Origin of the sequence: Mucilaginibacter sp. SMC90 (assembly GCF_022811725.1) — a bacterium.
Taxonomy (GTDB): domain Bacteria; phylum Bacteroidota; class Bacteroidia; order Sphingobacteriales; family Sphingobacteriaceae; genus Mucilaginibacter.
The window spans coordinates 951,725-978,514 of sequence record NZ_CP094527.1 but is presented as its reverse complement, the minus strand read 5'-3'; the positions used below and the strand labels follow the sequence as shown (position 1 = coordinate 978,514).

At 42.6% G+C, this 26,790-nt stretch carries 37 protein-coding genes; 12 read left to right on the top strand and 25 right to left on the bottom strand.

Going from position 1 to position 26,790, the window contains the following annotated elements; all coding sequences use genetic code 11:
• Positions 1 to 4: 4 nt before the first annotated feature.
• From rpmD to rplC, 19 genes are all read right to left on the bottom strand, one after another.
• Complete coding sequence (rpmD, locus tag MTO98_RS04435; RefSeq protein WP_110585874.1) at positions 5 to 184, bottom strand: 50S ribosomal protein L30; 180 nt, start codon at positions 182 to 184, stop codon at positions 5 to 7.
• Between the two features lie 6 nt (positions 185 to 190).
• Positions 191 to 709 (bottom strand): 30S ribosomal protein S5, encoded by a 519-nt coding sequence (rpsE, locus tag MTO98_RS04430; protein ID WP_090529238.1) that lies wholly within the window; start codon positions 707 to 709, stop codon positions 191 to 193.
• A gap of 12 nt (positions 710 to 721) precedes the next feature.
• Positions 722 to 1,072 carry a 50S ribosomal protein L18 gene (gene rplR, locus MTO98_RS04425; RefSeq protein WP_091215983.1) on the bottom strand — a complete coding sequence of 117 codons (351 nt, stop codon included), beginning with the start codon at positions 1,070 to 1,072 and terminating at the stop codon, positions 722 to 724.
• A 5-nt stretch (positions 1,073 to 1,077) separates the two neighbouring features.
• A complete protein-coding gene (gene rplF, locus MTO98_RS04420; RefSeq protein WP_112653529.1) occupies positions 1,078 to 1,635 on the bottom strand; it encodes a 50S ribosomal protein L6 in 558 nt (185 codons plus the stop codon).
• A 17-nt stretch (positions 1,636 to 1,652) separates the two neighbouring features.
• Positions 1,653 to 2,051, bottom strand: a complete 399-nt coding sequence (rpsH, locus tag MTO98_RS04415; protein ID WP_090529247.1) for a 30S ribosomal protein S8 — start codon at positions 2,049 to 2,051, stop codon at positions 1,653 to 1,655.
• A gap of 139 nt (positions 2,052 to 2,190) precedes the next feature.
• Positions 2,191 to 2,460: a 30S ribosomal protein S14 gene (gene rpsN, locus MTO98_RS04410; protein WP_091215973.1), complete on the bottom strand. Its 270-nt coding sequence runs from the start codon at positions 2,458 to 2,460 to the stop codon at positions 2,191 to 2,193.
• Entirely contained in the window at positions 2,453 to 3,016 is a 564-nt protein-coding gene (rplE, locus tag MTO98_RS04405; RefSeq protein WP_112574510.1) for a 50S ribosomal protein L5, read from the bottom strand. Before rplE ends, rpsN begins: the two co-directional genes overlap by 8 nt.
• Positions 3,016 to 3,345, bottom strand: coding sequence for a 50S ribosomal protein L24 (rplX, locus tag MTO98_RS04400; protein WP_121233543.1), 330 nt, complete (start codon positions 3,343 to 3,345; stop codon positions 3,016 to 3,018). Before rplX ends, rplE begins: the two co-directional genes overlap by 1 nt.
• 1 nt (position 3,346) lies before the next feature.
• Positions 3,347 to 3,715 (bottom strand): 50S ribosomal protein L14, encoded by a 369-nt coding sequence (rplN, locus tag MTO98_RS04395; protein ID WP_090529260.1) that lies wholly within the window; start codon positions 3,713 to 3,715, stop codon positions 3,347 to 3,349.
• A 1-nt stretch (position 3,716) separates the two neighbouring features.
• Entirely contained in the window at positions 3,717 to 3,971 is a 255-nt protein-coding gene (gene rpsQ / locus MTO98_RS04390) for a 30S ribosomal protein S17 (protein WP_090529263.1), read from the bottom strand.
• A gap of 19 nt (positions 3,972 to 3,990) precedes the next feature.
• Positions 3,991 to 4,200: a 50S ribosomal protein L29 gene (gene rpmC / locus MTO98_RS04385; protein WP_090529266.1), complete on the bottom strand. Its 210-nt coding sequence runs from the start codon at positions 4,198 to 4,200 to the stop codon at positions 3,991 to 3,993.
• Between the two features lie 124 nt (positions 4,201 to 4,324).
• Positions 4,325 to 4,747, bottom strand: a complete 423-nt coding sequence (gene rplP, locus MTO98_RS04380; protein ID WP_090529269.1) for a 50S ribosomal protein L16 — start codon at positions 4,745 to 4,747, stop codon at positions 4,325 to 4,327.
• Positions 4,748 to 4,909: 162 nt separating this feature from the next.
• Positions 4,910 to 5,782: a 30S ribosomal protein S3 gene (rpsC, locus tag MTO98_RS04375; RefSeq protein ID WP_090529273.1), complete on the bottom strand. Its 873-nt coding sequence runs from the start codon at positions 5,780 to 5,782 to the stop codon at positions 4,910 to 4,912.
• Between the two features lie 6 nt (positions 5,783 to 5,788).
• Complete coding sequence (rplV, locus tag MTO98_RS04370; protein WP_090529276.1) at positions 5,789 to 6,217, bottom strand: 50S ribosomal protein L22; 429 nt, start codon at positions 6,215 to 6,217, stop codon at positions 5,789 to 5,791.
• 6 nt (positions 6,218 to 6,223) lie between these two features.
• Positions 6,224 to 6,490 carry a 30S ribosomal protein S19 gene (gene rpsS, locus MTO98_RS04365; protein WP_022832979.1) on the bottom strand — a complete coding sequence of 89 codons (267 nt, stop codon included), beginning with the start codon at positions 6,488 to 6,490 and terminating at the stop codon, positions 6,224 to 6,226.
• Positions 6,490 to 7,317 (bottom strand): 50S ribosomal protein L2, encoded by an 828-nt coding sequence (gene rplB, locus MTO98_RS04360; protein WP_243485407.1) that lies wholly within the window; start codon positions 7,315 to 7,317, stop codon positions 6,490 to 6,492. The genes rpsS and rplB overlap by 1 nt, the downstream gene beginning before the upstream one ends.
• Before the next feature lie 8 nt (positions 7,318 to 7,325).
• Positions 7,326 to 7,616, bottom strand: coding sequence for a 50S ribosomal protein L23 (gene rplW / locus MTO98_RS04355; protein WP_091215952.1), 291 nt, complete (start codon positions 7,614 to 7,616; stop codon positions 7,326 to 7,328).
• Between the two features lie 2 nt (positions 7,617 to 7,618).
• Positions 7,619 to 8,251, bottom strand: coding sequence for a 50S ribosomal protein L4 (gene rplD, locus MTO98_RS04350; RefSeq protein WP_121233539.1), 633 nt, complete (start codon positions 8,249 to 8,251; stop codon positions 7,619 to 7,621).
• A gap of 1 nt (position 8,252) precedes the next feature.
• Positions 8,253 to 8,870 carry a 50S ribosomal protein L3 gene (gene rplC, locus MTO98_RS04345; protein ID WP_243485406.1) on the bottom strand — a complete coding sequence of 206 codons (618 nt, stop codon included), beginning with the start codon at positions 8,868 to 8,870 and terminating at the stop codon, positions 8,253 to 8,255.
• A 564-nt stretch (positions 8,871 to 9,434) separates the two neighbouring features.
• Between rplC and MTO98_RS04340 the strand changes: the two genes are divergently transcribed.
• Positions 9,435 to 10,262: a hypothetical protein gene (locus MTO98_RS04340; RefSeq protein ID WP_243485405.1), complete on the top strand. Its 828-nt coding sequence runs from the start codon at positions 9,435 to 9,437 to the stop codon at positions 10,260 to 10,262.
• A 98-nt stretch (positions 10,263 to 10,360) separates the two neighbouring features.
• Here MTO98_RS04340 and MTO98_RS04335 read toward each other — a convergent pair whose 3' ends face one another.
• Positions 10,361 to 12,073, bottom strand: a complete 1,713-nt coding sequence (locus MTO98_RS04335) for a hypothetical protein (protein ID WP_243485404.1) — start codon at positions 12,071 to 12,073, stop codon at positions 10,361 to 10,363.
• A 290-nt stretch (positions 12,074 to 12,363) separates the two neighbouring features.
• On the opposite strand from MTO98_RS04335, the gene MTO98_RS04330 reads away from it, so the two are divergent.
• The 4 genes from MTO98_RS04330 to MTO98_RS04315 all read left to right on the top strand — a co-directional run bounded on the left by MTO98_RS04330 (position 12,364) and on the right by MTO98_RS04315 (position 15,170).
• Complete coding sequence (locus MTO98_RS04330) at positions 12,364 to 12,924, top strand: TetR/AcrR family transcriptional regulator (protein ID WP_243485403.1); 561 nt, start codon at positions 12,364 to 12,366, stop codon at positions 12,922 to 12,924.
• 130 nt (positions 12,925 to 13,054) lie between these two features.
• Entirely contained in the window at positions 13,055 to 13,927 is an 873-nt protein-coding gene (locus MTO98_RS04325; RefSeq protein ID WP_243485402.1) for an alpha/beta fold hydrolase, read from the top strand.
• 81 nt (positions 13,928 to 14,008) lie between these two features.
• The gene (locus MTO98_RS04320) at positions 14,009 to 14,407 is read left to right on the top strand and encodes a nucleoside deaminase (protein WP_243485401.1); all 399 of its coding nucleotides are present in this window, start codon (positions 14,009 to 14,011) and stop codon (positions 14,405 to 14,407) included.
• A 157-nt stretch (positions 14,408 to 14,564) separates the two neighbouring features.
• Complete coding sequence (locus MTO98_RS04315) at positions 14,565 to 15,170, top strand: hypothetical protein (protein WP_243485400.1); 606 nt, start codon at positions 14,565 to 14,567, stop codon at positions 15,168 to 15,170.
• Positions 15,171 to 15,442: 272 nt separating this feature from the next.
• Here the strand turns inward: MTO98_RS04315 and MTO98_RS04310 are convergent, their stop codons facing one another.
• The gene (locus MTO98_RS04310) at positions 15,443 to 16,702 is read right to left on the bottom strand and encodes a prephenate dehydrogenase (RefSeq protein ID WP_243485399.1); all 1,260 of its coding nucleotides are present in this window, start codon (positions 16,700 to 16,702) and stop codon (positions 15,443 to 15,445) included.
• 130 nt (positions 16,703 to 16,832) lie between these two features.
• Here MTO98_RS04310 and MTO98_RS04305 point away from each other — a divergent pair, with 130 nt between their 5' ends.
• From MTO98_RS04305 to MTO98_RS04295, 3 genes are all read left to right on the top strand, one after another.
• Positions 16,833 to 17,570, top strand: coding sequence for a hypothetical protein (locus MTO98_RS04305; RefSeq protein WP_243485398.1), 738 nt, complete (start codon positions 16,833 to 16,835; stop codon positions 17,568 to 17,570).
• Between the two features lie 191 nt (positions 17,571 to 17,761).
• The gene (locus tag MTO98_RS04300; RefSeq protein ID WP_243484318.1) at positions 17,762 to 18,736 is read left to right on the top strand and encodes an integrase core domain-containing protein; all 975 of its coding nucleotides are present in this window, start codon (positions 17,762 to 17,764) and stop codon (positions 18,734 to 18,736) included.
• Between the two features lie 64 nt (positions 18,737 to 18,800).
• Positions 18,801 to 19,424 (top strand): NUDIX hydrolase N-terminal domain-containing protein, encoded by a 624-nt coding sequence (locus tag MTO98_RS04295; protein ID WP_243485397.1) that lies wholly within the window; start codon positions 18,801 to 18,803, stop codon positions 19,422 to 19,424.
• A 159-nt stretch (positions 19,425 to 19,583) separates the two neighbouring features.
• Here the strand turns inward: MTO98_RS04295 and MTO98_RS04290 are convergent, their stop codons facing one another.
• The 4 genes from MTO98_RS04290 to MTO98_RS04275 form a co-directional block, all read right to left on the bottom strand.
• Positions 19,584 to 20,267, bottom strand: a complete 684-nt coding sequence (locus MTO98_RS04290; protein WP_243485396.1) for a carboxypeptidase-like regulatory domain-containing protein — start codon at positions 20,265 to 20,267, stop codon at positions 19,584 to 19,586.
• 209 nt (positions 20,268 to 20,476) lie between these two features.
• Positions 20,477 to 21,463, bottom strand: a complete 987-nt coding sequence (locus MTO98_RS04285; protein WP_243485395.1) for a LiaI-LiaF-like domain-containing protein — start codon at positions 21,461 to 21,463, stop codon at positions 20,477 to 20,479.
• 4 nt (positions 21,464 to 21,467) lie between these two features.
• Positions 21,468 to 22,067 (bottom strand): PspC domain-containing protein, encoded by a 600-nt coding sequence (locus MTO98_RS04280; protein WP_243485394.1) that lies wholly within the window; start codon positions 22,065 to 22,067, stop codon positions 21,468 to 21,470.
• A gap of 33 nt (positions 22,068 to 22,100) precedes the next feature.
• Entirely contained in the window at positions 22,101 to 22,805 is a 705-nt protein-coding gene (locus MTO98_RS04275; RefSeq protein WP_243485393.1) for an SDR family oxidoreductase, read from the bottom strand.
• A gap of 166 nt (positions 22,806 to 22,971) precedes the next feature.
• Between MTO98_RS04275 and MTO98_RS04270 the strand changes: the two genes are divergently transcribed.
• From MTO98_RS04270 to MTO98_RS04255, 4 genes are all read left to right on the top strand, one after another.
• On the top strand, positions 22,972 to 23,703 hold the full coding sequence (locus tag MTO98_RS04270) for an ABC transporter permease (protein WP_243485392.1): 732 nt from the start codon (positions 22,972 to 22,974) through the stop codon (positions 23,701 to 23,703).
• Positions 23,700 to 24,452: an ABC transporter ATP-binding protein gene (locus tag MTO98_RS04265; RefSeq protein ID WP_243485391.1), complete on the top strand. Its 753-nt coding sequence runs from the start codon at positions 23,700 to 23,702 to the stop codon at positions 24,450 to 24,452. Before MTO98_RS04270 ends, MTO98_RS04265 begins: the two co-directional genes overlap by 4 nt.
• A gap of 123 nt (positions 24,453 to 24,575) precedes the next feature.
• Positions 24,576 to 25,466, top strand: coding sequence for a class I SAM-dependent methyltransferase (locus MTO98_RS04260; protein WP_243485390.1), 891 nt, complete (start codon positions 24,576 to 24,578; stop codon positions 25,464 to 25,466).
• Positions 25,467 to 25,585: 119 nt separating this feature from the next.
• Positions 25,586 to 26,659: a DUF4148 domain-containing protein gene (locus MTO98_RS04255; protein WP_243485389.1), complete on the top strand. Its 1,074-nt coding sequence runs from the start codon at positions 25,586 to 25,588 to the stop codon at positions 26,657 to 26,659.
• Positions 26,660 to 26,790: the final 131 nt, after the last annotated feature.

Genomic DNA, 26,790 nt, shown 5'->3' with positions numbered 1-26,790 from the left:
GATATTAAATATTTTCAACCGCTACCAGGTGGTTCACTTTCCTAACCATCCCAACTATAGCAGGTGTAGCCTCAACTTCCACACTGTGGTTAATTTTACGCAATCCTAAAGCCTGGATTGTTTTTTTCTGGCGTTCCGTTCTGTCGATCACGCTCTTAATCTGTGTTATTTTGATCTTAGCCATGACTGATTATCCGTTAAATACTTTACCTAAACTAATACCGCGCTGTTGTGCTACTGTATTTGCATCACGTAACTGGGCTAATGCCGATACGGTTGCTTTTACCACGTTGTGCGGGTTTGATGAACCTTTTGATTTTGCCAATACGTTGTGTACACCTGCCGACTCTAATACGGCACGCATAGCACCACCAGCAATTACACCGGTACCGTTAGCAGCTGGTTTAATAAAAACAAAACCACCGCTAAATTTACCAATTTGCTCATGAGGTACAGTTCCGTTAATGATTGGAACTTTTACCAGGTTCTTTTTAGCATCATCAATGCCTTTAGCAATAGCTTCAGTTACCTCTTTAGCTTTACCTAAGCCGTAACCTACAACACCGTTTTCATCACCTACTACTACGATAGCAGAGAAGCTGAAAGTACGGCCGCCTTTGGTTACTTTGGCAACACGCTGTATGCTTACCAAGCGGTCTTTTAATTCGATCTCGCTTGTTTTTACTCTTTTTATGTTGATTGTTGACATTTCTCTGTTCGATTAAAAGTTTAAACCACCTTCACGTGCACCTTCAGCCAGTGACTTAACACGGCCATGGTACAAGTAACCGTTCCTGTCGAAAACCACATCTTTAATACCTGCAGCGATAGCTTTTGAAGCTACCAGTTTGCCTACAGCTACTGATTGATCTGATTTTGTACCTTCAGCCGCAAAATCTTTTGATAAAGATGATGCTGAAACTAAAGTTTTGCCGGTAACATCGTCAATGATCTGCGCATAAATACCTTTATTACTTCTAAATACTGACAGGCGGGGACGCTCTGATGACCCTGAAAGGCGTTTCCTGATGCCTTTTTTAATCCTGTCTCTTCTTGATAGTTTAGCTCCCATGACGATTATTTTTTAGATGCTGATTTACCTGCTTTTCTTCTCAAAATCTCACCCTGGAACTTGATACCTTTACCTTTGTAAGGCTCTGGAGCACGTAATGAACGGATTTTGGCTGCAACCTGACCAATTAACTGTTTGTCAATTGACTCAAGGATGATGGTAGGGTTTTTACCCTTATCAGCAGTGGTTGTAACTTTAATTTCTTGTGGCAATTCAAATACGTAGTGGTGAGAGAAACCCAACACTAAATCTAATGTATTACCTGTATTGGTAGCACGGTAACCTACACCCACTAATTCCTGGGTCACTTTGTAACCTTCAGTTACACCAATTACCATGTTATTTAAAAGCGCGCGGTATAAACCGTGTAATGCTTTGTGACGTTTTTGATCAGACGGGCGTTGAACCAGTAACTGACCGTCTTCCTGTGCAATAGTGATATCGCTATCAATTGCCTGTTGCAACTGGCCTTTAGGACCTTTTACTGTAACAACATTATCTGCTGAAACTGTAACGGTTACTCCTTGTGGCAGTGCTATCGGTGCTTTTCCTACTCTTGACATTGCTTAAATTTCTTCTGTTAATAAACGTAGCATAAAACCTCACCACCAACATTTTGCTGACGAGCTTCTTTATCAGACATAACGCCTTTAGAAGTTGACAGGATGGCGATACCTAAACCATTTAATACACGTGGCATGTTTTCCATACCTGCGTATTTCCTCAAACCTGGTTTGCTGATGCGCGAAATGCTGCGGATAGCAGAAATTTTAGTTATCGGGTGGTATTTCAAAGCAACTTTGATAGTGCCCTGAGGACCATTATCCTCAAACTTATAATTTGCAATGTAACCTTTGTCGAAAAGCACCTTAGTGATTTCCTTCTTCAGATTTGATGCAGGAATTTCAACAACCCGGTGGTTGGCTTTAATAGCATTCCTTACTCTTGTAAGATAATCTGCGATTGGATCTGTATTCATTTTATTGTGTTATGACGGTGGTTTCCTTCCCGTAACATCCGGGGCGACCTTCCATCGGTTAAATTTATGAGATTAGAGATTAGAGGTTGGAGGTTAGCGAACCTAATCACTAACCTCCAACCTCTAATCTCTAAATTTTTTACCAGCTTGCTTTTTTCACTCCCGGGATCTTGCCTTCAAGAGCCATTTCACGGAATGTAACACGTGAAATGCCAAACTGACGCATATAACCACGAGGGCGGCCGGTTAATTTGCAACGGTTGTGCAATTTTACCGGTGATGATGCTTTTGGTAATTTATCTAAAGCAGCGTAATCACCTGCTTCTTTCAAAGCAGCTCTTTTTTCAGCGAATTTAGCTACTAATTTTGCGCGCTTTACTTCACGTGCTTTTACACCTTCTTTAGCCATTGCTATTTTGATTTTTAAATGGTAAACCAAATTGTTTCAACAACTCCAATGCTTCAACATCGTTTGTTGCGGAGGTTACAAAGGTAATATCCATACCTTGGATTTTATTGATTTTGTCAATATTTATCTCAGGGAAGATAATTTGCTCAGTAATACCTAATGTATAGTTGCCTCTTCCGTCAAAACCTTTATCGTTGATGCCTTTGAAATCACGGATACGTGGCAGGGCAACAGCAATTAAACGATCCAAAAACTCATACATTGTGTTGTCACGCAGGGTAACACGTACGCCAACCGGCATATTTTTACGCAATTTAAAGTTTGAGATATCTTTTTTAGATTTTGAAGATACTGCTTGCTGACCAGTGATGGTAGTTAACTCAGTGATGGTGTTTTCGATCAATTTCTTGTCGGTAGTTGCACCACCTACACCCTGGTTAATGGCAATTTTCTGCAATTTAGGAACCTGCATTACGCTTTTGTACTGAAATTTATCTTTCAGTGCGGTGCGGATCTCTTCCTTGTATTTTGATTTTAATCTTGGTACGTAAGTCATTACTTAATTTCCTCCCCTGATTTTTTTGCTACCCTTACTAATTTGCCGGCGTCATTTTTTTGACGGCCAACACGGGTTGGATTTCCTGATTTAGGATCAACCAGCATTAGGTTTGAAATATGTATAGCAGCTTCTTGTTTAACAATTCCGCCGTTAGGGTTAGCAGCATTAGGTTTGGTATGTTTTGATACCATATTGGCACCTTCAACAATAGCCCTGTTCTTATCTACCAAAACCTCAACGATTTTGCCTTGTGATCCTTTTGAATCGCCGGCGATAACTTTAACCAGGTCGCCTTTACGGATCTTTAATTTTACTTTCTTTTCCATGTTACAATACCTCCGGTGCTAATGATACAATTTTCATAAATTGTTTCTCGCGCAGTTCCCTTGCAACAGGGCCAAAGATACGTGTACCTCTTGGCTCGTCCTGGTTGTTTAACAACACAGCTGCGTTATCGTCGAAACGGATATATGAACCGTCTTTTCTGCGGATCTCTTTTTTAGTGCGCACAACTACGGCTTTTGATACGGTACCTTTTTTCACGTTACCTGATGGTAAAGCGCTTTTTACGGTAACCACAATTTTATCGCCGATTGATGCATACCTTTTACCGGTACCACCCAATACACGGATCACTAAAACTTCTTTAGCGCCGCTATTGTCGGCTACTGTTAATCTTGATTCCTGTTGTACCATCTTATTTAGCCCTTTCTAAAATTTCAACTAATCGCCAGTTTTTGGTTTTGCTCAGCGGGCGGGTTTCCATGATCAATACTGTATCGCCTACGCCACAAGTATTGTTTTCATCATGAGCCTTGAATTTGGTAGTTTTCTTTACGAATTTACCATAGATAGGGTGTTTCACCTTACGCTCAACGGCCACAACAATAGATTTTTCCATCTTATTGCTTACTACAAGGCCGGTACGTGTTTTTCTTAAATTTCTTTCCATTTTATTAATGTTTAAAAAATTAATTCTTTTCAGAAGCGGCCGCCGCTTTACGTTTTGTTAATTCAGTATTTAACTGAGCAATTCCTTTGCGTACTTTGGTTATACGGGACGGGTTCTCAATAGCTGAAACTGCATGAGCAAATTTCAATTTGGTTAGGGTAGCCCTTTCCTCGCTGATCTTAGCAACAATCTCTTCAGTTGATAGGCCCAAAATTTCTGAGTTCTTCATTTTTCTTTGTTATTTGTTGTCTGTTGGTAAGTTTAAACGTTGTATTGTTTTTATTTGAATGGTGAAATTCGGCATCTAACTTCACAACATTAAAACTTTACAACTCTTCAACTAACTCCTCAATTTATGCTTCTACGTAATCCCTACGTACAATAAATTTAGTTTGCACTGGTAATTTCTGTGCTGCAAGGCGTAAAGCCTCTTTAGCAACTTCCAAAGGCACGCCTTCGGCTTCAAAAATGATCCTTCCGGGGCGTACTACCGCAACCCAGTATTCAGGAGCACCTTTACCTTTACCCATACGTACCTCTGCAGGTTTCTTGGTTACAGGTTTGTCAGGGAATATCCTGATCCAAACCTGTCCTTCACGTTTCATAAAACGTGTTACAGCGATACGTGCAGCCTCGATCTGACGGCTGGTGATCCATGCCGCTTCGAGTGATTTAACACCAAAAGATCCGAATGAAAGTTCAGCACCACGGGTGGCTAAACCTTTCATCCTGCCTTTTTGCATCTTTCTGAACTTCGTTCTTTTTGGCTGTAGCATTTTTTTAAGTATTGAGATTTGAGATTTGAGATTTGAGACTGCTCATCCGCATCTCTAATCAAAACCTCTTATCTTGTTATTATCTTTTTTACTTTACAGTTTCAGATGTCTGTGAGATATGTTTTCTCATATCTCAAATCTAACATCTCAAATCTGCTTTAATTATCTCTTACCCGGGCCACCTGGACGGTTTCCACCTTGTCCACCCGGACGGTTTCCACCTTGTCCGCCTGGACGGTTACCACCGCCACGACGATCGCCACCTGGTTTCCTGTCGCCACGACGCTCACCGCCGCGCTCGCCGCCTCTTTCATTACCACGGCCACCAAAGCCTGGTGCACCGCCTTCTGGCCTGCCACCTTTGCCGCTTGCGCTGCTGGTACCGCCAATGTTTGGAGAAAGATCGCGTTTGCCATAAACTTCGCCTTTGCAGATCCAAACTTTAACACCTATTTTACCATAGGTAGTTAATGCTTCTGCTAATGCGTAGTCAATGTCAGCACGGAAAGTGTGCAAAGGAATCCTGCCTTCTTTATATTGCTCGCTACGTGCCATCTCAGCGCCGCCTAAACGGCCTGAAGTCATTACCTTGATACCTTCGGCACCCATACGCATGGTTGCTGCGATTGTGGTTTTCATGGCACGACGGAAAGAGATACGTGCTTCTAATTGTTTTGCAATGCCTTCTGCTACTAATTGTGCATCAAGCTCAGGGCGTTTGATCTCAAAAATGTTGATCTGAACTTCCTTTTTAGTAAGTTTTTTCAACTCTTCTTTGATCTTATCAACTTCCTGACCGCCTTTACCGATCACAATACCCGGACGGGCAGTGTGGATAGTTACGGTAATGCGTTTTAAAGTACGCTCAATAACTACTTTTGATACACCACCTTTAGCAATACGAGCTGAAAGGTATTTGCGGATCTTTTCGTCTTCAACTAATTTGTCGGAGTAGTTGTTACCACCGAACCAGTTAGAATCCCAACCTCTGATGATTCCTAACCTGTTACCTATTGGATGTGCTTTCTGTCCCATTTCAAATTAATTGTTATCGTTTTTACTATCCACAACAAGTGTTACGTGGTTTGAGCGTTTACGGATACGGTATCCTCTTCCTTGCGGAGCAGGGCGTAATCTTTTTAACTGACGGCCACCGCCTACAGATACTTCCTTAACAAAAAGGTTGCTGTCTTCAACACGTTTGCCTTCGTTTTTTGCTTCCCAGTTTTTGATGGCTGATAACAAAAGTTTCTCTACACGAATAGCAGCTTCTTTGTTAGTAAATTTCAATATGTATAACGCTTTCTCAACGTTTTCACCGCGGATCAAGTCAACCACCAAACGCATTTTGCGTGGTGAAGTTGGACAGTCTTGTAACTTAGCAACAGAAGCGCCGCCTACAAGAGCTTTCGCAGCTTCTTTTTGTTGCCTGATCAGTACAGACTTTTTAATTTTTGTTGTTGCTTCCATTGCCTGTTATTTTTTCTTTTCTGCGTGTCCGCGGAATGTACGGGTTGGTGCAAACTCTCCCAGCTTGTGACCAACCATGTTTTCTGTTACGTACACAGGGATAAACTTGTTACCGTTGTGTACAGCGAATGTATGACCAACGAAATCAGGAGAGATCATGGAACGACGTGACCATGTTTTTACAACTGATTTTTTATTTGCATCATTCAGCACCATAACTTTTTTGTCTAAGTTATGATCGATGTAAGGTCCTTTTTTTATTGAACGAGCCATTATTTCTTCCTTCTTTCAATGATGTAACGATCCGATGTTTTCTTCTTGTCACGGGTTTTATAGCCTTTAGCCAATAAACCTTTACGTGAACGTGGGTGACCACCTGAGGCACGGCCTTCACCACCACCCATAGGGTGATCTACCGGGTTCATAGCTACACCACGTACCCTTGGCCTGCGGCCTAACCAACGGTTACGACCTGCTTTACCTAACACCGCGTTTGCTCTTTCGCCATTTGAAACGGTACCGATAGTTGCCAAACAAGTTGACAAGATCATACGTGTTTCGCCTGAAGGCAATTTGATGATGGCATATTTACCATCACGTGCTGATAATTGAGCGTAAGTACCTGCGCTGCGGGCAATTACACCACCCTGACCAGGGTTTAACTCAATGTTATGGATGATTGAACCAAGTGGAATGTTCTTTAATGGTAAAGTGTTACCAACTTCCGGAGCTGCTGTTTCACCTGCTGTTACTATTGTACCAACGGTTAAGCCTTCCGGAGCAATCATGTACCTTTTTTCACCATCTGCAAAGTGTAGCAGGGCTATACGTGCAGAACGGTTAGGATCATACTCGATAGTTGCAACTTTTGCCGGGATGTCAAATTTATTACGTTTGAAATCAATCAACCTGTATGCTTGTTTATGACCACCACCTAAGTAGCGCATAGTCATTTTACCGCTATTGTTACGACCGCCCGATCTTGTGTTGGCTGCTACAACCAACGACTTTTCAGGTACGTTTGTTGTGATATCTGAGTTAGATACATCAACTCTGAAGCGGGTACCCGGGGTAACCGGTTTAAATCTCTTTACTGCCATCTCTATAATTATATATTGCTGTAAAAATCAATTACTTCTCCGTCCTTCAACGTAACGATCGCTTTCTTGTAAGTAGCTGAGCGGCCTTGAACGGCACCAGCCTTAGTATTGCGGGTTTTTAGTTTACCGACGTATTTCATGGTGTTCACCGCAGTGATATTTACACCATACATTGCCTCAATGGCATTTTTGATCTGAATTTTGTTAGCCCTGTGATCAACTTTGAAAGCATAACGGTTAAGCTTTTCAGTTAACTGAGTAACTTTTTCAGTAAGTAGGGGTTGTTTTAAAATTTCCATAATTACTTAGCTAATGCTTCCTCCAAAGTTTTAACAGCACCTGTAGTAAGCAACAGCTTGCCTGCGTTTAACACATCATATGTGTTAAGCTGCTCAACTGAAATTACTTTGCTTTTTTTCAGGTTCCTGCTTGATAAATACACATTGTTATTTTCGGCAGCTGCTACTACTAATAATGTTTTTTCATTAGTAACATTCAGATCGGCCTCCAGTTTAATGTAGTTTTTAGTTTTGATGCTATCAAAGCTAAAATCCTCTAACACTAAAATATTGTTATCTTTTGCTTTGTATGATAAAGCTGATTTACGGGCCAGTGATTTAAGCTTTTTGTTTAATTTAAAGCTATAATCGCGCGGTTGCGGACCGAATACACGGCCACCACCATTAAACAATGGTGATTTGATACCACCGGCACGGGCACCGCCTGTACCTTTTTGTTTGTATAATTTGCGGGTTGAACCTGCAATTTCATTACGCTGTTTTGATTTGTGTGTACCCTGACGCTGATTAGCAAGAAATTGCTTAACATCAAGATAGATAGCGTGATCATTTGGCTCAATACCGAAAACCGACTCAGGAAGCTGCACCTTGGCACCTGTTTCTTTACCTGATACGTTTAATACGTTAACTTCCATCTTATTTATCCACTATTACGAATGAACCCTTAGCTCCGGGGATGGAACCTTTAACTACTAACAGATTCTGCTCCGCGAAAACCTTAACTACTTCAAGGTTTTGTACTTTAACACGGGCGTTTCCGGTTTGACCTGCCATGCGCATACCTTTAAATACACGTGATGGCCATGATGACGCACCCAAAGAACCTGGCGCACGTAAACGGTTGTGCTGACCGTGAGTTTGCATACCCACACCGCCAAAACCGTGACGTTTTACCACACCCTGAAAACCCTTACCTTTTGAGGTACCTACCACATCAACAAAATCTCCCGCAGCAAAAATCTCGACAGTAACGGTGTCGCCTAATGATTTTTGATCTTCGAAAGTTTTGAATTCAACCAATTTACGCTTTGGAGCGGTGTTGGCTTTCTGGAAGTGTCCTTTTAAAGGGGCAGAAGTGTTTTTTTCCTTTTTGTCGCCATACGCTAACTGAACAGCAGCGTATCCGTCTGTTTCCACAGACCTAACTTGTGTTACTACGCAAGGGCCAGCTTCGATTACCGTACAAGGAATGTTCTTCCCTGTCTCGTCGAAAATGCTGGTCATTCCTACTTTTTTACCAATAATTCCTGACATTTTTTTAATTGTTTTTGTGCCCATCGAAGCAGTAGGGCTTCGTTCAAGGCATATTTCTCCCCCGAAAGGGACGGCAAAGATAGAAACTTTGTATTAATTATCAAATAGTTAGTAAGTTATTTTTTTATAATTTTTGCGTCCGGGTTTTAACATATGTTTGAAAGGTATTTGGCTAAGCATTAGCCGGTTTGATTTTTTGACTTTTTGGAGCTGTTTTGCGGCATCATACCGACCACTGCCTGATTAGCGGCGTAAAACTGATGACATGCTGAAGAAATTTTTAAAAAGTTTAACAGAAATCAGGGCAATAATTGTTCAGATCATTGCCTGCGATGATAACGAAGGCCCGTAACATGCCCGAGCCCCAAAAGTGCAGAAAATGAGCTGGTTTTAAACCGGCAACCGGGGTACAGGCAAATTCCCTGATTTTACGGTCTGTGGCACGCAATTAGCATCATATATGGTGTATTTTACTTTCTTTCATTTAGTAATCATCCACATATACTTAATTTAGTCCTTTCTCCTGCACTAATTATTCCCTATACTTATACCCGATAAAAGGGTATGATCTATTTAGAACCACAGGGCGGATTGGCCAACAGGCTACGGGTTATTGCCAACGGCATCTGGCTTAAACGTAAGCTTAACACTGAACTGTGCGTGGTTTGGAACGAAACACACGAGCTTAATTGCCCCTATCACCTGCTCCTTGAGCCAATTGCCGATTTTACCATCATCCCTAAAAAGCGGACGTTTGATTTTATAACGCGTACCAATCAGCCCGATAGTAAAGCCCGGTTTAAGGCCAAACTTAAAAACCTGATTGCAGGAGTTGATATTTGTATCACCGACGAGGATTACCAGCTTATAGATGTTTATGAAACGGTGCGCTGTCATAAACGCATCTACATAAAAACCTGCCAGCGTTTTACCGATAGTACTGAAGAGTTCGGGCTTTTTAAACCGATTACTACGCTCGGCCTCAAAATTAAGGAGCTGTTAAATGTGCTTGGCCCAATGGCCGTTGGCGTACAGGTAAGACGCACAGATAACGCGATAGCAATTACTAACAGCCCGCTGGAACTGTTTACCGAACGAATGAGGGAGCTCCTTGCAGCCGATGAAACCACCCGCTTTTTCCTTGCAACAGACGATGTTAACGTTGAGCTTGAGCTTAAACTAACCTTTGGCGATAAGATCATAAGCCCGCCTAAAGACCTGAGCCGCCAAACGGTTGCCGGTATCCAGGCCGCCGTGGTAGATTTGTTTGTACTTGCCGGTACAGGGCAGATCCTGGGCTCATACTGGAGCTCGTTTTCGGAAGTAGCGGCATGGATGGGAAAAGCAAAACTGGAGGTAATTAAAACTTTACCTGTTACTGAAGGACACTGACTCTCCCCCTTTCTGTTTACCGGCGGCTTATCCTGCACCAATTATTTTATGTTACTGATATTAAGATGCGAAACAGCGGCCCGTCTGCGGCAGCATTTTCAATTAGTAACCACCGAACTTGTGGGCACTTCATCGGCATGTGAAAACGAACGCGTGAAGCCCGCCTTGTAATATGGAAGCTTTTCGGTATGGTTTTGAGCTTTTAAACTTTGATACATTCCCAGCATTGACCAGCCGTTGCCGGGGTTACGTTCCAGGTCTTCGCGGTAAACGGTTTCGGCCTGTGGGTTATAGTCTGTTTTAAGCAGGTAAGCGCCCATGAACTGCCGCGCCGGGATAGGCCATTCGGTTGGTTCGGCGTAAATCATATTGTCCTCAACCTCCACTGCCTTTTTAAAAGCAGCCATACCATCGTCAAATTTATTACGGTTTAACAAAATAGCTCCATTCAATATATTTTCGGCTACGGTTGCACCCTCCAATGCGGTATTAAACGGAATATGCCGCTGTTTTAAAGGGGCATCATCAAGCCTTGAACGCAGCAAAGCAAGCTGGGCAACAGCCGAGTCCTGCCCGCCTGTATACAAAAAAGCCAATCCCCGGGCAAAATGGTGCAGTACCCGTGCATAAGCCCATTCGGGATTGGGGCCGATGCTATCTTTAAGCAGTTCGTGCCATTTGCCAAGCCGCACCATGGTAAGCACGGGCATCATATACAGGTATTGCGAATAAGTATCCCCCGCCGAGGGTTTTACAGCATTGCGGCAACGCTGCGCGGCTTCTATCCCCCGCTGGTACATGGCTCCATTAAAGGCGCAAAGCGTTTCTACAGCATAAAAGTGCGAGTTGATTTTGGTAAGCCCTAAATTTTTTGACATACCCGCATAGGTTAAAATGCATTTAGCCGCTTTTTCGTTGGCATCCACGCCCTGAAAATATAAACCGGTGCGCTGATAAACATGGCTTGACATATGTACCATATGCCCAATACCGGGAAACAGTTTTTTTAATGCGCCCGCATTGGCCAGTGCAGCGCCGGGATTACGTGAAGCCTCCGTTAGGTGGATATAATAATGCAGCGCCGCAGGGTGGTCAGGATTGGCATCCAAAACACTTTTACACAGCGCAACCAGTTCGGCAGTCCACGGTTTATCGGTGCCGTCCGGGGCCCAAAAATCCCAGGGATGAATGAGCATCACGGCATCAATGTATAACATTTTAAGATCGGCATCGGTTGAATAGAGCTGCATAAGCTTTTTCATACCTCGCGCATAAGCCTCGTTGTTACTTGAGTTGGTGCCGCCCTGCGGATAGCGCAGGTTCATCGCCGCCACCATTGCCTTTTCCTTTTCGGGAGCATCTGCCACCGCTGCATTCATTTGTTTTAAAACAGCGGGCAAACCGGAAGGTGCCACATAAGGACCACCGGCGTTATAATAAGGGCCAAGGCTTAAAGCCTGCCCCCACCATGCCATAGCAGCCGAAGGATCAAAGCGCGACGCTTCTTTGAATGAAGCAAATGCCTCCTTCATATGGTAGCTGTAGTACATGGTTAAGCCCTGGTTAAAATAAAACCGTGCACTATCGTTATGGGCAGTTATAGCATAGCTGTGATGCCCCCAGCCGGGTAAGCGTTGTATAAATTTGCCGCTTCCCGCTGTATCCAGGTCGCCTGGTATACCTGATCCGCACATTACCGGAGAGGCAGCCCTCAAATTACCCTGCCCTCCCGCCTTTTTACCCTGAAAAGCAAACAAATACGTAGCGAACAGGATCACAGGAAATACGAATAACAACGATACCTTTTTCATTTGCGGCTTTTTAAATGATAAACAGGGAACCGGGAGGTATAATTAATTGGTTATTAAAACTTAAACTAATATAAGCTATTGCGGGCAGATTTGGATGAGGAATTTATTGCTGTCAATAGTCGCAGCTATTACGAGCCCTTTTTTGAAGGAGCCTATCGCGTTAGTGGTATTTTTTACCGATCCTGTGGCATAATTCAGGGATAATTCAATAAATGTTTTTATTTTACCAAACGTTCGGTATATTTGAATCATAATTAGAAACGAATACAGGTACAAATAAATCCACAAACATGCGCACTCAAAAAGTTAACCCCGAAAATGTAGACCTGAAGCTATTTGAAACCTTCAGCGAGTTAGGTTACGACGGCGCATCGATGGAGGCCCTGGCAAAAGCTACCGGTTTAAAAAAGGCCAGTTTGTATCACCGGTTCCCTAATGGCAAAAAGGAAATGGCAAAACATGCCCTTGAAATTGTGGAACAATGGATACTGCAGCACATAGTAGCAGAATCGGCAAATAAAAACATACCGGCAGCAGCAAGGTTGAAAAAAATGATAGCCTCTGTTGATGAGTTGTATAACGGCGGCGCTAATAATTGCCTGCTTCGCACACTTTCTGTAGGTACAGATGCCTCTGCCTTTAAAACCGGGGTTACTAATTGCTTTAACCTGCTTGCCGATGGATTTGCCGATGTAGCCGTTGATATGGGCATATCGCCTGATAGGGCAAAGCAAAATGCAAAGCTCATCAATCAAACAATTCAGGGTTCACTTGTGCTAACCGGGGCTACCGGCGATAACAATTATTTTAAAAATAGCCTTGAAAAGATCCAACAATTATTAACAACATAATTTAAATACGCTTGGGCAGTAAGCGCTCTTGGCAGCAGCTAAATAAAGAGAATCATTTTTACATCACTATAATTTACCGAACGTTCGGTAATAAATCAATTTTCAAACAATTACTTTAAAATTAAACATCATGAAAAATCAAACACAACATCACTTCATTAATATCAATGGCGTGAACATTTTTTATCGCGAAGCAGGCCCAAAAGATGCACCTGTTTTAGTGCTACTGCATGGCTATCCAAGCTCATCGCACATGTACCGGAACCTCATCAGCGACCTGTCTGACAAATATCACCTGATCGCACCTGATTATCCCGGTTACGGAAGAAGTGAACAGCCTCCAATTGCAGAATTTGCTTATACATTTGAAAACTATGCCGCAATTGTGACCGAGCTTTTAAGCCAGCTTCAGATCACTAAATATAGCTTATACCTGATGGATTATGGCGCACCTGTTGGCTGGCGTATAGCTTCGGCCAATCCCGAACATGTGGAAACCCTCATTGTTCAAAATGGCTGTGCTTATGACGAAGGCCTGGAAACATTCTGGGACCCTATCAAAGCTTACTGGAAAGATCATAACGACAAAACTGCCGAAGCCACTTTAAGAACTTTTCATGATGCTAATGGCCTCAAATGGCAATATACTCATGGCGTAGCCGATACAAGCCTGATCAGTCCTGATAACTGGGAAATAGATCTCCGTCACCTCGAAAGACCCGAAAACGGACAAATTCAGCTTGATCTTTTTTATGATTACCGCACCAATGTCGATTTATATCCTAAATGGCAGGAATATCTGCGCACACAAAACCCCGAAATGCTGATCGTGTATGGTAAAAACGATTATATCTTCCCGGTAGCCGGTGCCGAGGCCTTTAAAAAAGACGTAAAAAACCTTGAATATCATTTATATGATGCAGGCCACTTTGCTTTGGAAAGCCACGGTAACGAAATAGCCGCAACCATAAGGCAGTTCCTGGATAAAAAGACTGGTAAATAAAAATTAAACTTTTAAAAACAGAGGCCTGTTATAGCAATTAGCTATAGCAGGCCTTATTTTTGATTATATATTTTATGTACTATGATAGATCATGAACCATATATGCAACGCTGCCTTCAATTGGCCCAACACGCTGCTGCCGAAGGCGAAAGCCCCGTTGGCTGCGTTATAGTTAAAGATGGTGTTATCATCGGCGAAGCTTTTGAGCAGAGCCGTATGTTAAAAGATATCACCCGCCACGCGGAAACATTGGCTGTGCTAAACGCGGTAAAATATCATGGTGGCTGTGAAGGCGCAATTCTGTATTCCAATGTAGAGCCCTGTATTCTTTGTTCATATGTGATCAGGCATCATAAAATAAAACAGGTCATTTTTAGTAAAACCTGCGGCGAATTAGGCGGAACCACTCCTCGGTTTCCGATTTTAACTGCCGAGGTTGCTTCATGGGCTAAAGCCCCCGAGGTTATTCGGTATCCGTGATAAACTACCAATTGAATTGTAGCTGATTACCGTATTTCTACTGGTCGAAGTTTAGCGACAGCGTAACTTCGTCCTAAAATAGGTTAAGCTTTCAGCTTAACCTACCTTGCTAATTCATACATATGAAGGCCATTGTTAGTACCAATAACCGATACCGATGGTAGAAACTACATCCGTTAATATATCTTTGAGAAACAAACAACCTATGACAATAAAGTTAGGCGACTTCTTCCCTAAGAAATCAGTAGATGAACCGGTATTGGAGCTTGACGACCCAAGGTGGTCGACCTTAGAAGGTGGTTATAGAGGAACATTATATGATGCTTCAATCGCTTTGAAGAAACTTGAGCTCGCAGACAATAAACAAACGGTTAACCAAATCTACCAAGAACTATGGAACGAGTTACACCATCAGGGAGATGTTGGCTTGGCATCATATTATTCGGTTCCTCATTTGGTTCGGATATCGTTACAGAAACAAATTGTGGACTATAATATACTTGGACTGATTTCGGTAATTGAAATACAAAGGCACAAGAATAATCCTCCTTTACCAAGTGCTTTAAAGCCAAACTATAATAAAACAATTGAAAACTTAGCCGATCTTGCAAAACTTGCTATGAGTCAATATTGGGATTTAGACTTAGCCGCAACAGCATTAACAGCCATTGCATTATCTAAAGGGCAAGTAAAGTTAGCTAACGCCATTCTGAATATGGATAGTGAAGATACGATAGATGAGTTCCTCGAATCCTATAGTTAACTTCTCAAATGGCTATTTACTGACACCCTCCTGTCAGTGTTCAATTTTTGAAAAAACAGGTGTTCAACATTTTACAAGCCAAAATCACAACCATTTGATTATCAATATCAAGCTGTTCAAAGCAGCGAATAAATGACTTTACTCGTTTTATAAACAATTGACTATCAACAACAACCAAATCACAAAAAACAACAAGTGTTCACACCTTAAAAAGTTGAACACTTTAATCAAGCCTAAATCCGAAATCGAACATCCGAAATCCCAAATCAAAATCACTCCATCATCAGCCTGCGGATCAGCTCGGCACTTTGCGCTTTGCCTTCTTCAAGCCGGTGACTAAAAAATGCCTGGGTATCGTTAAAGTGTTTCTTATAGCCCTCCATATCGCCATACCCAATAATGGCCGACCATTCCCTTACAGCCGAGTGAAACTCCAGATCGTCGCCACGGATGGTTTTATCATACAGGGCTGTTTCTAATGATTCTTCCAGCAGTTCTTCGTTCTTAAACAAATATTCGGCAATACCCAGCCTGAGGCGGAAAGGCGGAGTTTGACAAATTAGGTTATCATAAGGGTTAACACCAAGGTGGTACCAGGCATCAACCATACTTAATATACTCAGGTGCGAATTAGGCTTTTGATGATCGGCATGCTGGGAAAGCGAAAACTCCTTCATTACGGTATCATTAAGCATAATGGGCTTACGGCTTTCGTGGAAAACAAAGTCGCGCGCACGATAAATGCGCTGCTTAAATGAATCTGCTTCTTCCTTGATCATCAGCTTAAACAGCTCCGATTCTGATTCGGCATAGCGCTTCACCTGCTGACGGGCATAAGGGTTAAGGATAGCCAGCCCGGCATAAACGTGGGCTTTATAGCTAAAAATCCGAAGTGTGGTCAGGATCTTCACATTATCGATACCGCCTATATAGGAGGCATTCTCCCATGGGAAAAATCCGGCCGATTTCCAGGCCGTACCCATACTTTCAAACCCAACGTGGGTTACAGCCTGGGTGTCGGCAACAATTCGGTCATGCTCATGGTAGTCGGCAATTTCAACTATATTACTGCCTATGGCCGTAAACAGATCGTACATGCGCTGATAAGCATCGTCCGTTGAGCGGTGCGGGATCAGGATGAGGGTTTGCCCGGCAGGCTCAAAGCCCGGCCCGTGCATACCATGAAAAGTAACTATCTGGGCATCGGCAGGCAGGTGCTTTTCAAAGGTTGCTATCTCCGGAGATTTAACTGAAGTTTGCCCTGCCACAATAGCGCCATACTTGGTTGAAGGGCCAAATTCGGCCACTACGCGCTCCATACTTTCAGCCTCGACAGAATAGATGATCAGATCGTTAATGCGGGCAACGTCGCCGCCGTTATCCATAACAGAAATGCCAAAGGGTGTAAGCTCCTCTTCCAGTTTTTGGCGATTGGCGGGCAGATCGCAGCCTGATACGGTATAACCCGCTTTAGCGAAAGCCTTTGCATACAGACGACCCATATCGCCCAAACCGATGATACCTATATTCATGCCGCTAATATAACTATGAGTAGGTTAATTACGTACGAAAGCTTATTTTAGCCTCAAAATAGCAGGGTATATATAATAAAAACCGTAGATATCCTGTTTTGTTAATAGCATATACCTAATTTTACACTTGATGAACAAGCATTTACTACTTACGATTACGGTTTTAATAGCGATAATAACGGGCAGTGTTACAGCAACCTTTGCTCAGGACAGTGCCAAAAGGAAAGTCGCTACCTTAAAACCTAATGCTATTCCGCCCATTGTAAAATCGAGCCCGGCAGCGCTTAAAAATCCGGCGGTAACAGTACCTGCCAGGCCTGCTTACGCGCAGCCAAGGGCAACTGCCGCCGATTCGGCCCTGCAGAAAGATAAAAGTCTTAACGGCCAGTATCAATACCTGCTCAGCAAATTATACCACTATCAGCAGCCGTTGGTTTCCGCCTTGTGGAAAAATATGAAGGATACCCTTAATACAGAACGGCGCCAGCTTAAAGAAGCTAAAGCCCAACTTGCCGAGCAGGGAAAAAATGTTGAAAGCCTTAAAACTGAGGCCAACAGTAAGGAGCAGGCCTTGAATGAATCAAATGCAAAACGCGACGAAATCAGCCTGCTCGGTATTCCATTTACCAAAGCAACCTACAACCTGGTAATGTGGGGACTGGTTATTGTTTTTGGCGTTGTTGCAGTTATAGTTATAGCCCGTTCCGGTGCCCATAGCCGCGAAGCTAAATACCGCATCAAACTTTACGAAGAGCTTGACGAAGAGTACAAAGCCTTCAAAGCTAAAGCCAACGAAAAAGAAAAGAAACTTGCCCGTGAACTCCAAACCGAACGCAACAAGCTTGACGAGCTGTTAGGCAGAGGATAAGTTTATTTCGGAATTATACACCCATGTCATTGCGAGCGCAGCTTGGCAATTGCATACTATACAGGGCTGATATACCCGGCTACGGGATTGCCGCGTCGCGTCGTACACACAGACAGCCCCGCTCCTCGCAATTGTAAAGGTTAGATAATTCGGAGACAGAATTAGCTTTATATAACTAAGCTAATTTTGTTATGCGAATAAACACTACTGACCTCACCTTAAAGCGAAACTATCTCAGTAAGTATCGTTTTTTAATCAGCGAATATGAGCAGGTAAAGCGTGGGGAACACCCGGGTTTTAGGTTCGCTAAAGACTTTTATTTGGCTCATGATACCGACCGGAGAAGTTTTCTGAAGTATTACAATCGGTTTAAACAATCCGGTAATGAACTCGACTTATTACCTGGTAAACGTGGGCCTAAGTACAGTACACGGCGTCCTGATCCCCAGGATGAACAGCAAGTGCTCGATTTGCGTTCGCGAGGCTGCAATAAGTTCGAGATAGCAGACCGGTTTAAACAAAAAGCTAATAACTTTACCCCATCGCCTTCAGGGGTGTACAACATCCTGAAGCGACACAACAAGAACCGTTTAACTGTTACAGATAAGGAAGTAAAGCGAAAGATCATCAAGGAACGCATGGGCCAGTTAGGACATATAGACTGTCATCACCTGAGTAAAAGTGTGATCAGGGGACAAAACAGGAAGCTGTACCTGCTTTGTGTGTTGGACGATCATTCCCGTCTTGCCTGGGCAGAGGTGATGGAAGATATTACCGCCTTGACCACCATGTTTACTTCGCTGCGCTGTATGCAAGCCCTTAAGCGCGAATTTGGTATTCAGTTCGAAGAGATCATCGCTGATAACGGCCCTGAATTTGGCACCTCTACCAGCTTAAATAAGAAAAACCATCCCTTTGAACGAATGTTGGTGGAAACTGGTATCAAAAGAAGATATATGAAACCTTACCGCCCGCAGACGAACGGCAAGGTAGAACGTTTTTGGCGTACACTTAAAGAAGATCTGATCGAAGACACCGATTTTGACAGCTTCGAAGAATTGGAGGATGAATTGCTCAAGTACCTCGTTTACTATAACTGGGAAAGGCCGCATCAGGGTATTAACGGCAAAAAACCTATTGAAATGGCAGCCTTAAACAACAAATAAAAACACCTGATTCTGTCTCCGAATTACTAAACACTTACAGCAATGACATAATTTTATAAACACTATGCCCAACACCAATCTACTTTCCCTCATAACCCAACTACGTTCTGTTGCCGATACCGGCTTGTTATATGCTAAAAACGAATATGATATTGAACGCTACCAGGAACTACAGCACCTGAGCACTAAAATGTTTGACGAGGTTAGCGGCTACGGCACCGAAACCATTAACCTGTTATTTCCGCAAGCTACGGACTACCCTACCGCCAAGGTTGATTTAAGGGGGATCCTGCTTTCGCCGGATAATAAGATATTGCTGGCCCGTGAAAGCGGCGATGGTAAATGGTCGTTACCCGGCGGTTGGGGAGATATAGGATATACCCCTAAAGAAACCATTATTAAAGAGTTTTGGGAAGAAACTGGATTACAGGTTGCCGTCGACAGGTTACTTGCGGTATTCGATAAAAAAATGCATCCGCACCCGCCGCAGCCTTTTTATGTATATAAAATGGTGTTTTACTGTAAAGCTATTACTACCGATATTAATAAAGGCTTTGATGTGCTGGACGTACAATACTTTGATATTGATAACCTGCCTCCGCTATCAGAAGACAGGATCCTGAAAAGCCAGATTGAGCTGCTTTATCAAAAGATCATCAATAATGATATCAGTGTTTGGGCGGATTGATCGTAACGCTGTATTGAGCAGTTTAAAACAAACGTCATTGCAAGGTACGAACCAATCCCCGATTAGCAGAGTCGCTCTGTATGATTTGGGATTGGTTCGTAACTAGCAATGACGCTTTCTTATTGTTTTCAAGCCTTTTTTAAAGGCTGCCATCAAAAACTATTCCTTCAAATCGGGCAAAGTGCGTTTATCTGCAGGTAAGGCCTGGTATTTCTTGTACGAATCGTTGATATAAACCGCCAGTGAAGGGCCGTTGTTATTTTTAATAAAATCATATGACGGCCTGTAAAGGGTCATAAAGTTTTCCAACTCCTGGCCGCGCAGCGGGATGATACTTTGCACATAGCTCATAGTAAATACCTCATCAACATGGCGTTCTTCTTCCTCGTGTTTAAAGTATTTTTTTAAACGGCGGGCATCTTTTGCCTCCTTGCTAAACCATGAGGTTGGCGAAAGCGGATAAACTTTTGCCCGGGTATATACTTCCGGATATTCCTTGTGGGCGTCAAAGCTTTCGCGCCTGGCACTGATGTTAACCTGCCTTAAGGCTATGGTTTGCGCAACCAGTTCTATTTTCTTGTTGGTAAAGTCGGTAACGTATAAGGTATCCGATACATACCCTGGCGAACTGAAAATAAGGGTATGCCCGGTTTCGGTGCGGATACTGAAATTACCTTTATTATCAGTAAGGGTCATTTGCCTGTTTTGATTGTCGCGCACAAAAACGTTGCTCATTTTGTTGTTTTTACCCAACTCAAAAACGGTACCCTTAACCGTAGTTTGGGCATTAACAGTGCAGGCTAAAAATAGTAATGCAGATAATATAAGGTATTGGTATTTCATAGTAGATTATTTGTGCTGTAAATTAAACTTATTTTTTGTTCCAAAGGTTTTCAATTTAACACTTTTTCGCCCCTGATACGGCTTTAATGACAAAAACCTGAATCAGCACTACAATCTGGTACAAAAAAAAGCTCCATCAAATTGATGGAGCGGCTGGCAATTCATTATTGTTGTATTATGTCCCGGTATCTTTTTACTCAGGATTTAGGTTAATATCGGTTTACTTTAAAATCAGAGATACCGCCACTCATATGGATCAGGATCCTGTTTTTTGCGGCATCGAAGCCGTCGGTTTCGTAGTCGTTATCACTCTTTTTACTAAAGCCATCAAACTCGTTTGATGAAAGCCCGGTATTGGATGTGATACGGCAGGCGGCACCTTTCGGAACGCTTATTGTTACCTCAGATGCACCTGTTGAAACTTCCACATTTGTGGTGCCAACCGGGGCTCCAAGCTTAACATCAAACGATGCTGCTCCGCCCTTTAAAGATAGAGTTTTTATTTTGAATTTTGAAAGATCAAAATTTAAATCTGTTGCACCCGTAGTTACGTCAATATCCCACACCGGATTTGTGTTTAATTTGATATCAGCTTTGTTGTTTTTCCGGTCGTTTGAGTCAAAATGAAAGCCTTTATTATTCTTCAAATTAAGGTTGAGCACATATACCGAATCGTCTTTACTGTGGTTAAAAGTATATTTACCGTAAAGCTCCTGTGTTTGGGCACTGAATAAATCGGCGGTAGTATCGCTTAAGTTGTATATAGTACCGCCGCCACTTATATTGAGACGGGCATGTTTTATACCGGCGCTATATTCCTCTTTAAAGGTTTTATCGCCGCCTATTTTCACTACGCCCTGGTCGGTATTGGTGGTATCGCTGTCATCATCGTCGTTGTCATTATCGTAATCATCGCTGTGAAAGGTCCATGCGTTTGGCCAAAAATGGTAGCGTTTACCAAAGTTGCCGAACACCAGTAATGCAAAGCAGCCAATTACTACCGCCAGTTTAAGAATAGTGGCCAGCGGCGACCGGTTGCCGGCGAATACCAGACTGATACCGCCCATGATCAAAAATATAGGCCACAGGTACAGGATGTTCATCCAGTCAAAATTTATTACGTGGAAGTTATCCAGCAGGAATACTACTCCCAACAATACCAGGATCGCGCCTGGAACAAGTTTATCGCTTTTCATGATGTTATATAGTTGGAGGTGTATCTTTAGTTTCTGTTTCTTCTTTAGTTGATTCTGCTTCAGGTGCATCAGCTACCTCATTGGCATGCCAGTTTTGTTTTTCCCAGGGTTGTTTCTTCACTCCCGAAACTATAAGCGCTACGCCCGCCCCTACCAGCATTACAGGCCAAAGGCTTTCAAAATCCCAATCAGGCATCAGGTCGAGCTCATTAAGCAAAAATATCGAACCCAAAAGTATCATCGCCACACCAAATATTAGCCCCACTGTTGAAGCCTGTTTTTTAGGCGGATTTACAAATGGAGGAGGGTTAAAAGGCTGGTTACCGAATTTAGGGTCATAAAAAGGACCTGATTGTGGTCCGTTTGCAAAAGGATTATCCTGGGGTGGTACCCTGTAATCAACACCGGGCGTAAAGTTGTAGCCTTTTTTTGGCAACACTATCCACAGTACTATATATATGGGTAGGCTAAAGCCTTTTAAAATGAGAGTTACTAAAAATATCGCCCTGATAATTGCCACATCCGTACCGAAGTGCTCGGCAAGGCCCGCGCAAACACCGCCTATTACCTTGTGGTGCTCATCGCGATGAAGTTTCTTTTCCATAATTTATGTTCGTTTATGTTTAAAGTTGATTTATCATAACTGGCCCGGCGCAGGTTTGATGATGATTTCGTCGACATTGGCACCGGTGCTCATCCTGTAAATATTGATGATTGCCGATGCTATATCTTCGGGCAGCACCATGGTATTTGGATCAACCACCGCACCTTTCCATGAATCCGTTAACGTTGATCCTGGTATTACGGCGGTAACTTTTACACCATGCTCCTGCATCTCGAGCCTCATTACTCTTGTTAGACCTAACAATGCATACTTTGTTACACTATAACTACCAGCTTGCGGCACAGGATTTATAGCCGCTACCGAACATATATTAAAGAAGTGTCCTTTACGCGCATTTGCCATGGTTTTACCGAAATAACGGTACAACTCATAGCCCGGCATCAGGTTGGTATTCATCTGTACCTGAAGCGTATCTTCGGTATCGTCCAATATGCTTGAAGGTATAAACGAACCCAGGTTATTTACCACAACATCAATAAAACCCAGTTCGGCTTCGGCGGCAGCGGCAAATTTTAGCAGCTCAGCCTTTTTACTGCCATCGGCTTTCATGGCAAAAACCTTTACTCCGGCATCAACTTGTTCCAGCTCATCTTTAAAATTTAATAATTCTTGCTCATTCCTCGAACAAATTGCCACGTTTAATCCTTCATTAGCAAAAGCAATTGCAATTGAGCGGCCCATGCCTTTAGTTGAACCGGTAATGAGTACGTTTTTCATATTGTTTAAATTAATTTTATAGTTAGTGAAGCTTTATGTCCGCAATTTACGTAAGCGTAATAATTGAAACGCTTACAAAATTGAATTTAAATGACCAGTTTAACTACTGACCATTTAGGGTTAAAGGTAAAAAAGCGTATTTTTAACCAATTTTTATAAAAGGCAAATGTTTGAAAGTTTAGGAAGATACATACTCTTACTGCGTTTAAGTTTCAGAAAGCCCGAAAAGTTCAGTGTATACTGGGCCGAAGTAATGCGCGAAATGGTATCAGTAGGGATCGGATCGTTGGGCATTATCTCAATCATATCTGTATTTATTGGAGCTGCAACAACTATCCAGGTAGCTTTCCAGCTGTCAAGCCCGCTGGTGCCGCTTAGTATAGCGGGTAAAATAGCACGCGACTCCACCATCCTTGAATTTAGTCCAACCATATCGGCACTTGTACTGGCCGGGCGTGTTGGCTCAAGCATTGCATCGCAAATTGGAACCATGCGGGTTACCGAACAAATTGACGCCCTCGAAATTATGGGTGTTAATGCGCCGGGGTATCTGATATCGCCCAAGATCATTGCGGGTATGAGCATGGTGCCTTTACTGGTTATTGCCTCTATCACCTTAGGCATTACAGGTGGCTATATTGCCTGCGTTGCTTCCGGAGACATTACACCTGCCGATTATATTGTAGGGGTACGTGATGGCTTTGATGGTTTAACAGTAAGGGTAGCACTTGTTAAAGCAATTGTTTTTGGCTTTATCATTGCATCCATTTGTGCTTACCAGGGTTTTTACACATCGGGTGGTGCGCTTGAGGTAGGCCAGTCGGCCACAAAGGGCGTGGTATTTAGTTGTGTGATGATCTTATTTGCCGACCTTGTTATCACCCGTTTAATGCTATGATCGAAATTAAAGATATTAATAAAACCTTTGGCGAAAATCACGTTCTTAAAGGGATCAGTTCAATTTTTCACGAAGGTAAAAATAACCTGATCATAGGCGGTTCGGGATCGGGCAAAACAACGTTGCTAAAATGTATTGTTGGCCTGCATGAGCCTTCAAAGGGCGAGGTTTTTTTTGATAATGAAAATTTCACCCAAATGGATTTTGAACAGCGTGTGCCTATCCGTACAAGCATTGGGATGCTTTTTCAGAATTCGGCCCTGTTTGATTCTATGACAGTTGAGGAAAATATCATGTTTCCGTTAAACCTGTTCACCAACAGATCAAAAGCAGAAAAGCTTGAGCGTGCCAATTTTTGTTTAGAACGGGTTAATCTTGCCGGTAAAAACAAACTTTACCCAGCCGAACTATCCGGCGGTATGAAAAAACGTGTTGGTATTGCCCGCGCCATTTCCATGCAGCCAAAATATCTTTTTGTGGATGAACCCAACTCTGGCCTCGACCCTAAAACTTCGATATTAATTGATGAGCTCATTGCCGAACTTACCCAGGAGTACAGCATAACCACAGTTGTGGTAACCCATGATATGAACTCGGTAATGGGTATTGGCGATCATATTCTTTTTTTACACCAGGGGCAAAAATGGTGGGAAGGCAGCAACAAGGAAATTGCCCATACAGATAATAAGGAACTTAACGACTTTGTATTTGCCAGCAAGTTTATGCAGGCAGCTAAGGAAAAATTATAATAAGCCCTGAGCCTGAAGTCTTGAGTTAAAAGTCAAACCGTAATATATCGTTATATTTGCCGAAATTTTAAGTCAATGTTTTAAACTTTCGACTTAAAACTCAATACTTTTGACTTAAAAACAATGATCCAATTACTTACCCCAACGCACTGGAAAGATTACGAGCTGATTGATTGCGGCGATTTTGAAAAGCTGGAACGCTTTGGGAATACTATACTCATCCGCCCCGAACCACAGGCGGTTTGGAACAAAACCCTGCCTGCTTCTGAGTGGCAGCGCTTACACCATATTAAATTTAAGGGCCGTTCGGCAACTACTGGCGAATGGGTTAAAAAAGACCCTAAAACTCCCGATCGCTGGCATGTTGACTACAAAAACAAGGAAGCTGCCATTAAATTCAGGCTGGGATTAACTTCGTTTAAACATGTGGGCATTTTCCCGGAACAGGCCGTAAACTGGGATTATATCAGCCAGAATGTAAAACGCTTTAAAACACCCGAGCCAAAAGTACTTAACCTGTTTGCCTACACTGGCGGCGCATCGTTAATAGCAAGAGCTGCCGGCGCAGATACTACTCACGTTGATTCTATAAAACAAGTAGTAACCTGGGCCAATGAAAACCAGGAGATCTCCGGTCTGAAAGATATACGCTGGGTAGTTGAGGATGCATTAAAGTTTGTTAAGCGCGAATTGAAACGCGGCAAAAAATATAACGGGATCATCCTTGATCCGCCAGCATATGGCAATGGCCCAAACGGCGAAAAGTGGAAACTGGAAGATAACATCACCGAGATGATGCGTGATGTAACCCAACTGCTCGACCCTGAAGAGCATTTCCTGATCCTCAATACTTATTCGCTTGGCTTCTCATCTGTAATTGTTGAAAACCTCATCAAAAGTTCGTTCCCGCAGGTGCAAAACCTCGAAATTGGAGAGCTTTACCTGCAGGCCACAGCCGGCCCAAAACTACCTTTAGGGGTTTTTGGAAAGTTTCATAAAATTAAAAGTAATTAATTTCCAATATCTATCTTTGGCGGCAACCGAGCCAACACTATTGCTACTTATAAGTGGCTGTAAATTAAATTAATTAAACACACCTTACATACACCTGCATTATATTGAACGTTATAAAAATGAAATTAAAAACGCTTGTACTTTCCGCCACCTTTATCGCGTCGGCAGCTTTGCTTTTAAACAGCTGCTCGCAAAATGGCAACAATGGCAAAACCGACAGTAAAAAAACAGCCGCAGCAGTTAAAGGTGATTCGGCCCAGGCCGAAACAGCGGATACGCTAAGCGTTAAAAAATCCACTTACCCCCCTATCGACAAAAAACTTTACGACTCGTTGATGAAATTCAACGCGCACGGTGATACAACCGGCAGGTGGCCAGTTAAAAATACCCCTTACCCAATAGGTGGTGCTATTTTACCGTTTAAGCGTGTGGTTGCTTTTTATGGTAACCTTTATTCAAAGAAGATGGGTATTTTGGGCGAATTACCGCCAAATGAAATGTTGGCTAAATTAAAAGGAGAAGTAAAGCATTGGGAAAAAGCCGATCCTAAAACCCCGGTACAACCAGCGCTGCACTATATTGCGGTTGTGGCCCAGGGCGATGGTGGTAAAGACGGAAAATTCCGTTACCGCATGCCGTTTAAACAGATAGACAGTGTACTGGTATTAGCTAAAAAAGCCCATGCTATTGTATTTTTAGATGTTCAGGTAGCTTTAAGCAATATCCGTGCAGAATTGCCATTGCTTGAAAAATACCTTGAATTGCCACAGGTACATTTTGGTATGGATCCTGAATTTTCGATGAAAGACGGAACCCACCCGGGTAAAAAGATAGGTACTTATGATGCTGATGATATCAACTACGTATCAGACTATCTTACCAAAATTGTTAAGAAAAATGGCCTGCCACCAAAAATCCTGGTAGTTCACCGCTTTACCAAAAAGATGGTGACCAACTACAAGAACATCAAATTACATCCTGAAATTCAATTGGTAATGGATATGGACGGCTGGGGCGAACCTGATTTGAAAACCGGTACCTACCGCTACTTCATTAACCAGGAGCCGGTACAGTTTACAGGGTTTAAACTGTTCTACAAAAACGATATCAAAAAAGCACCTCACCACATGTTGACACCTGAGGAGGTTTTATCAAGATACAAACCGTATCCGATTTATATTCAATATCAATAGTTTTAAGTCGGAAGTCTTAAGCACTAAGTCTTAAGCCTTAAGTCCCAAGTTGAAAGTCCTGAGTAAGTAATAAAATTATTTACTTGGGACTTTTGCATTTAAAGCTATATACTTGAAATATCAACTTTCGA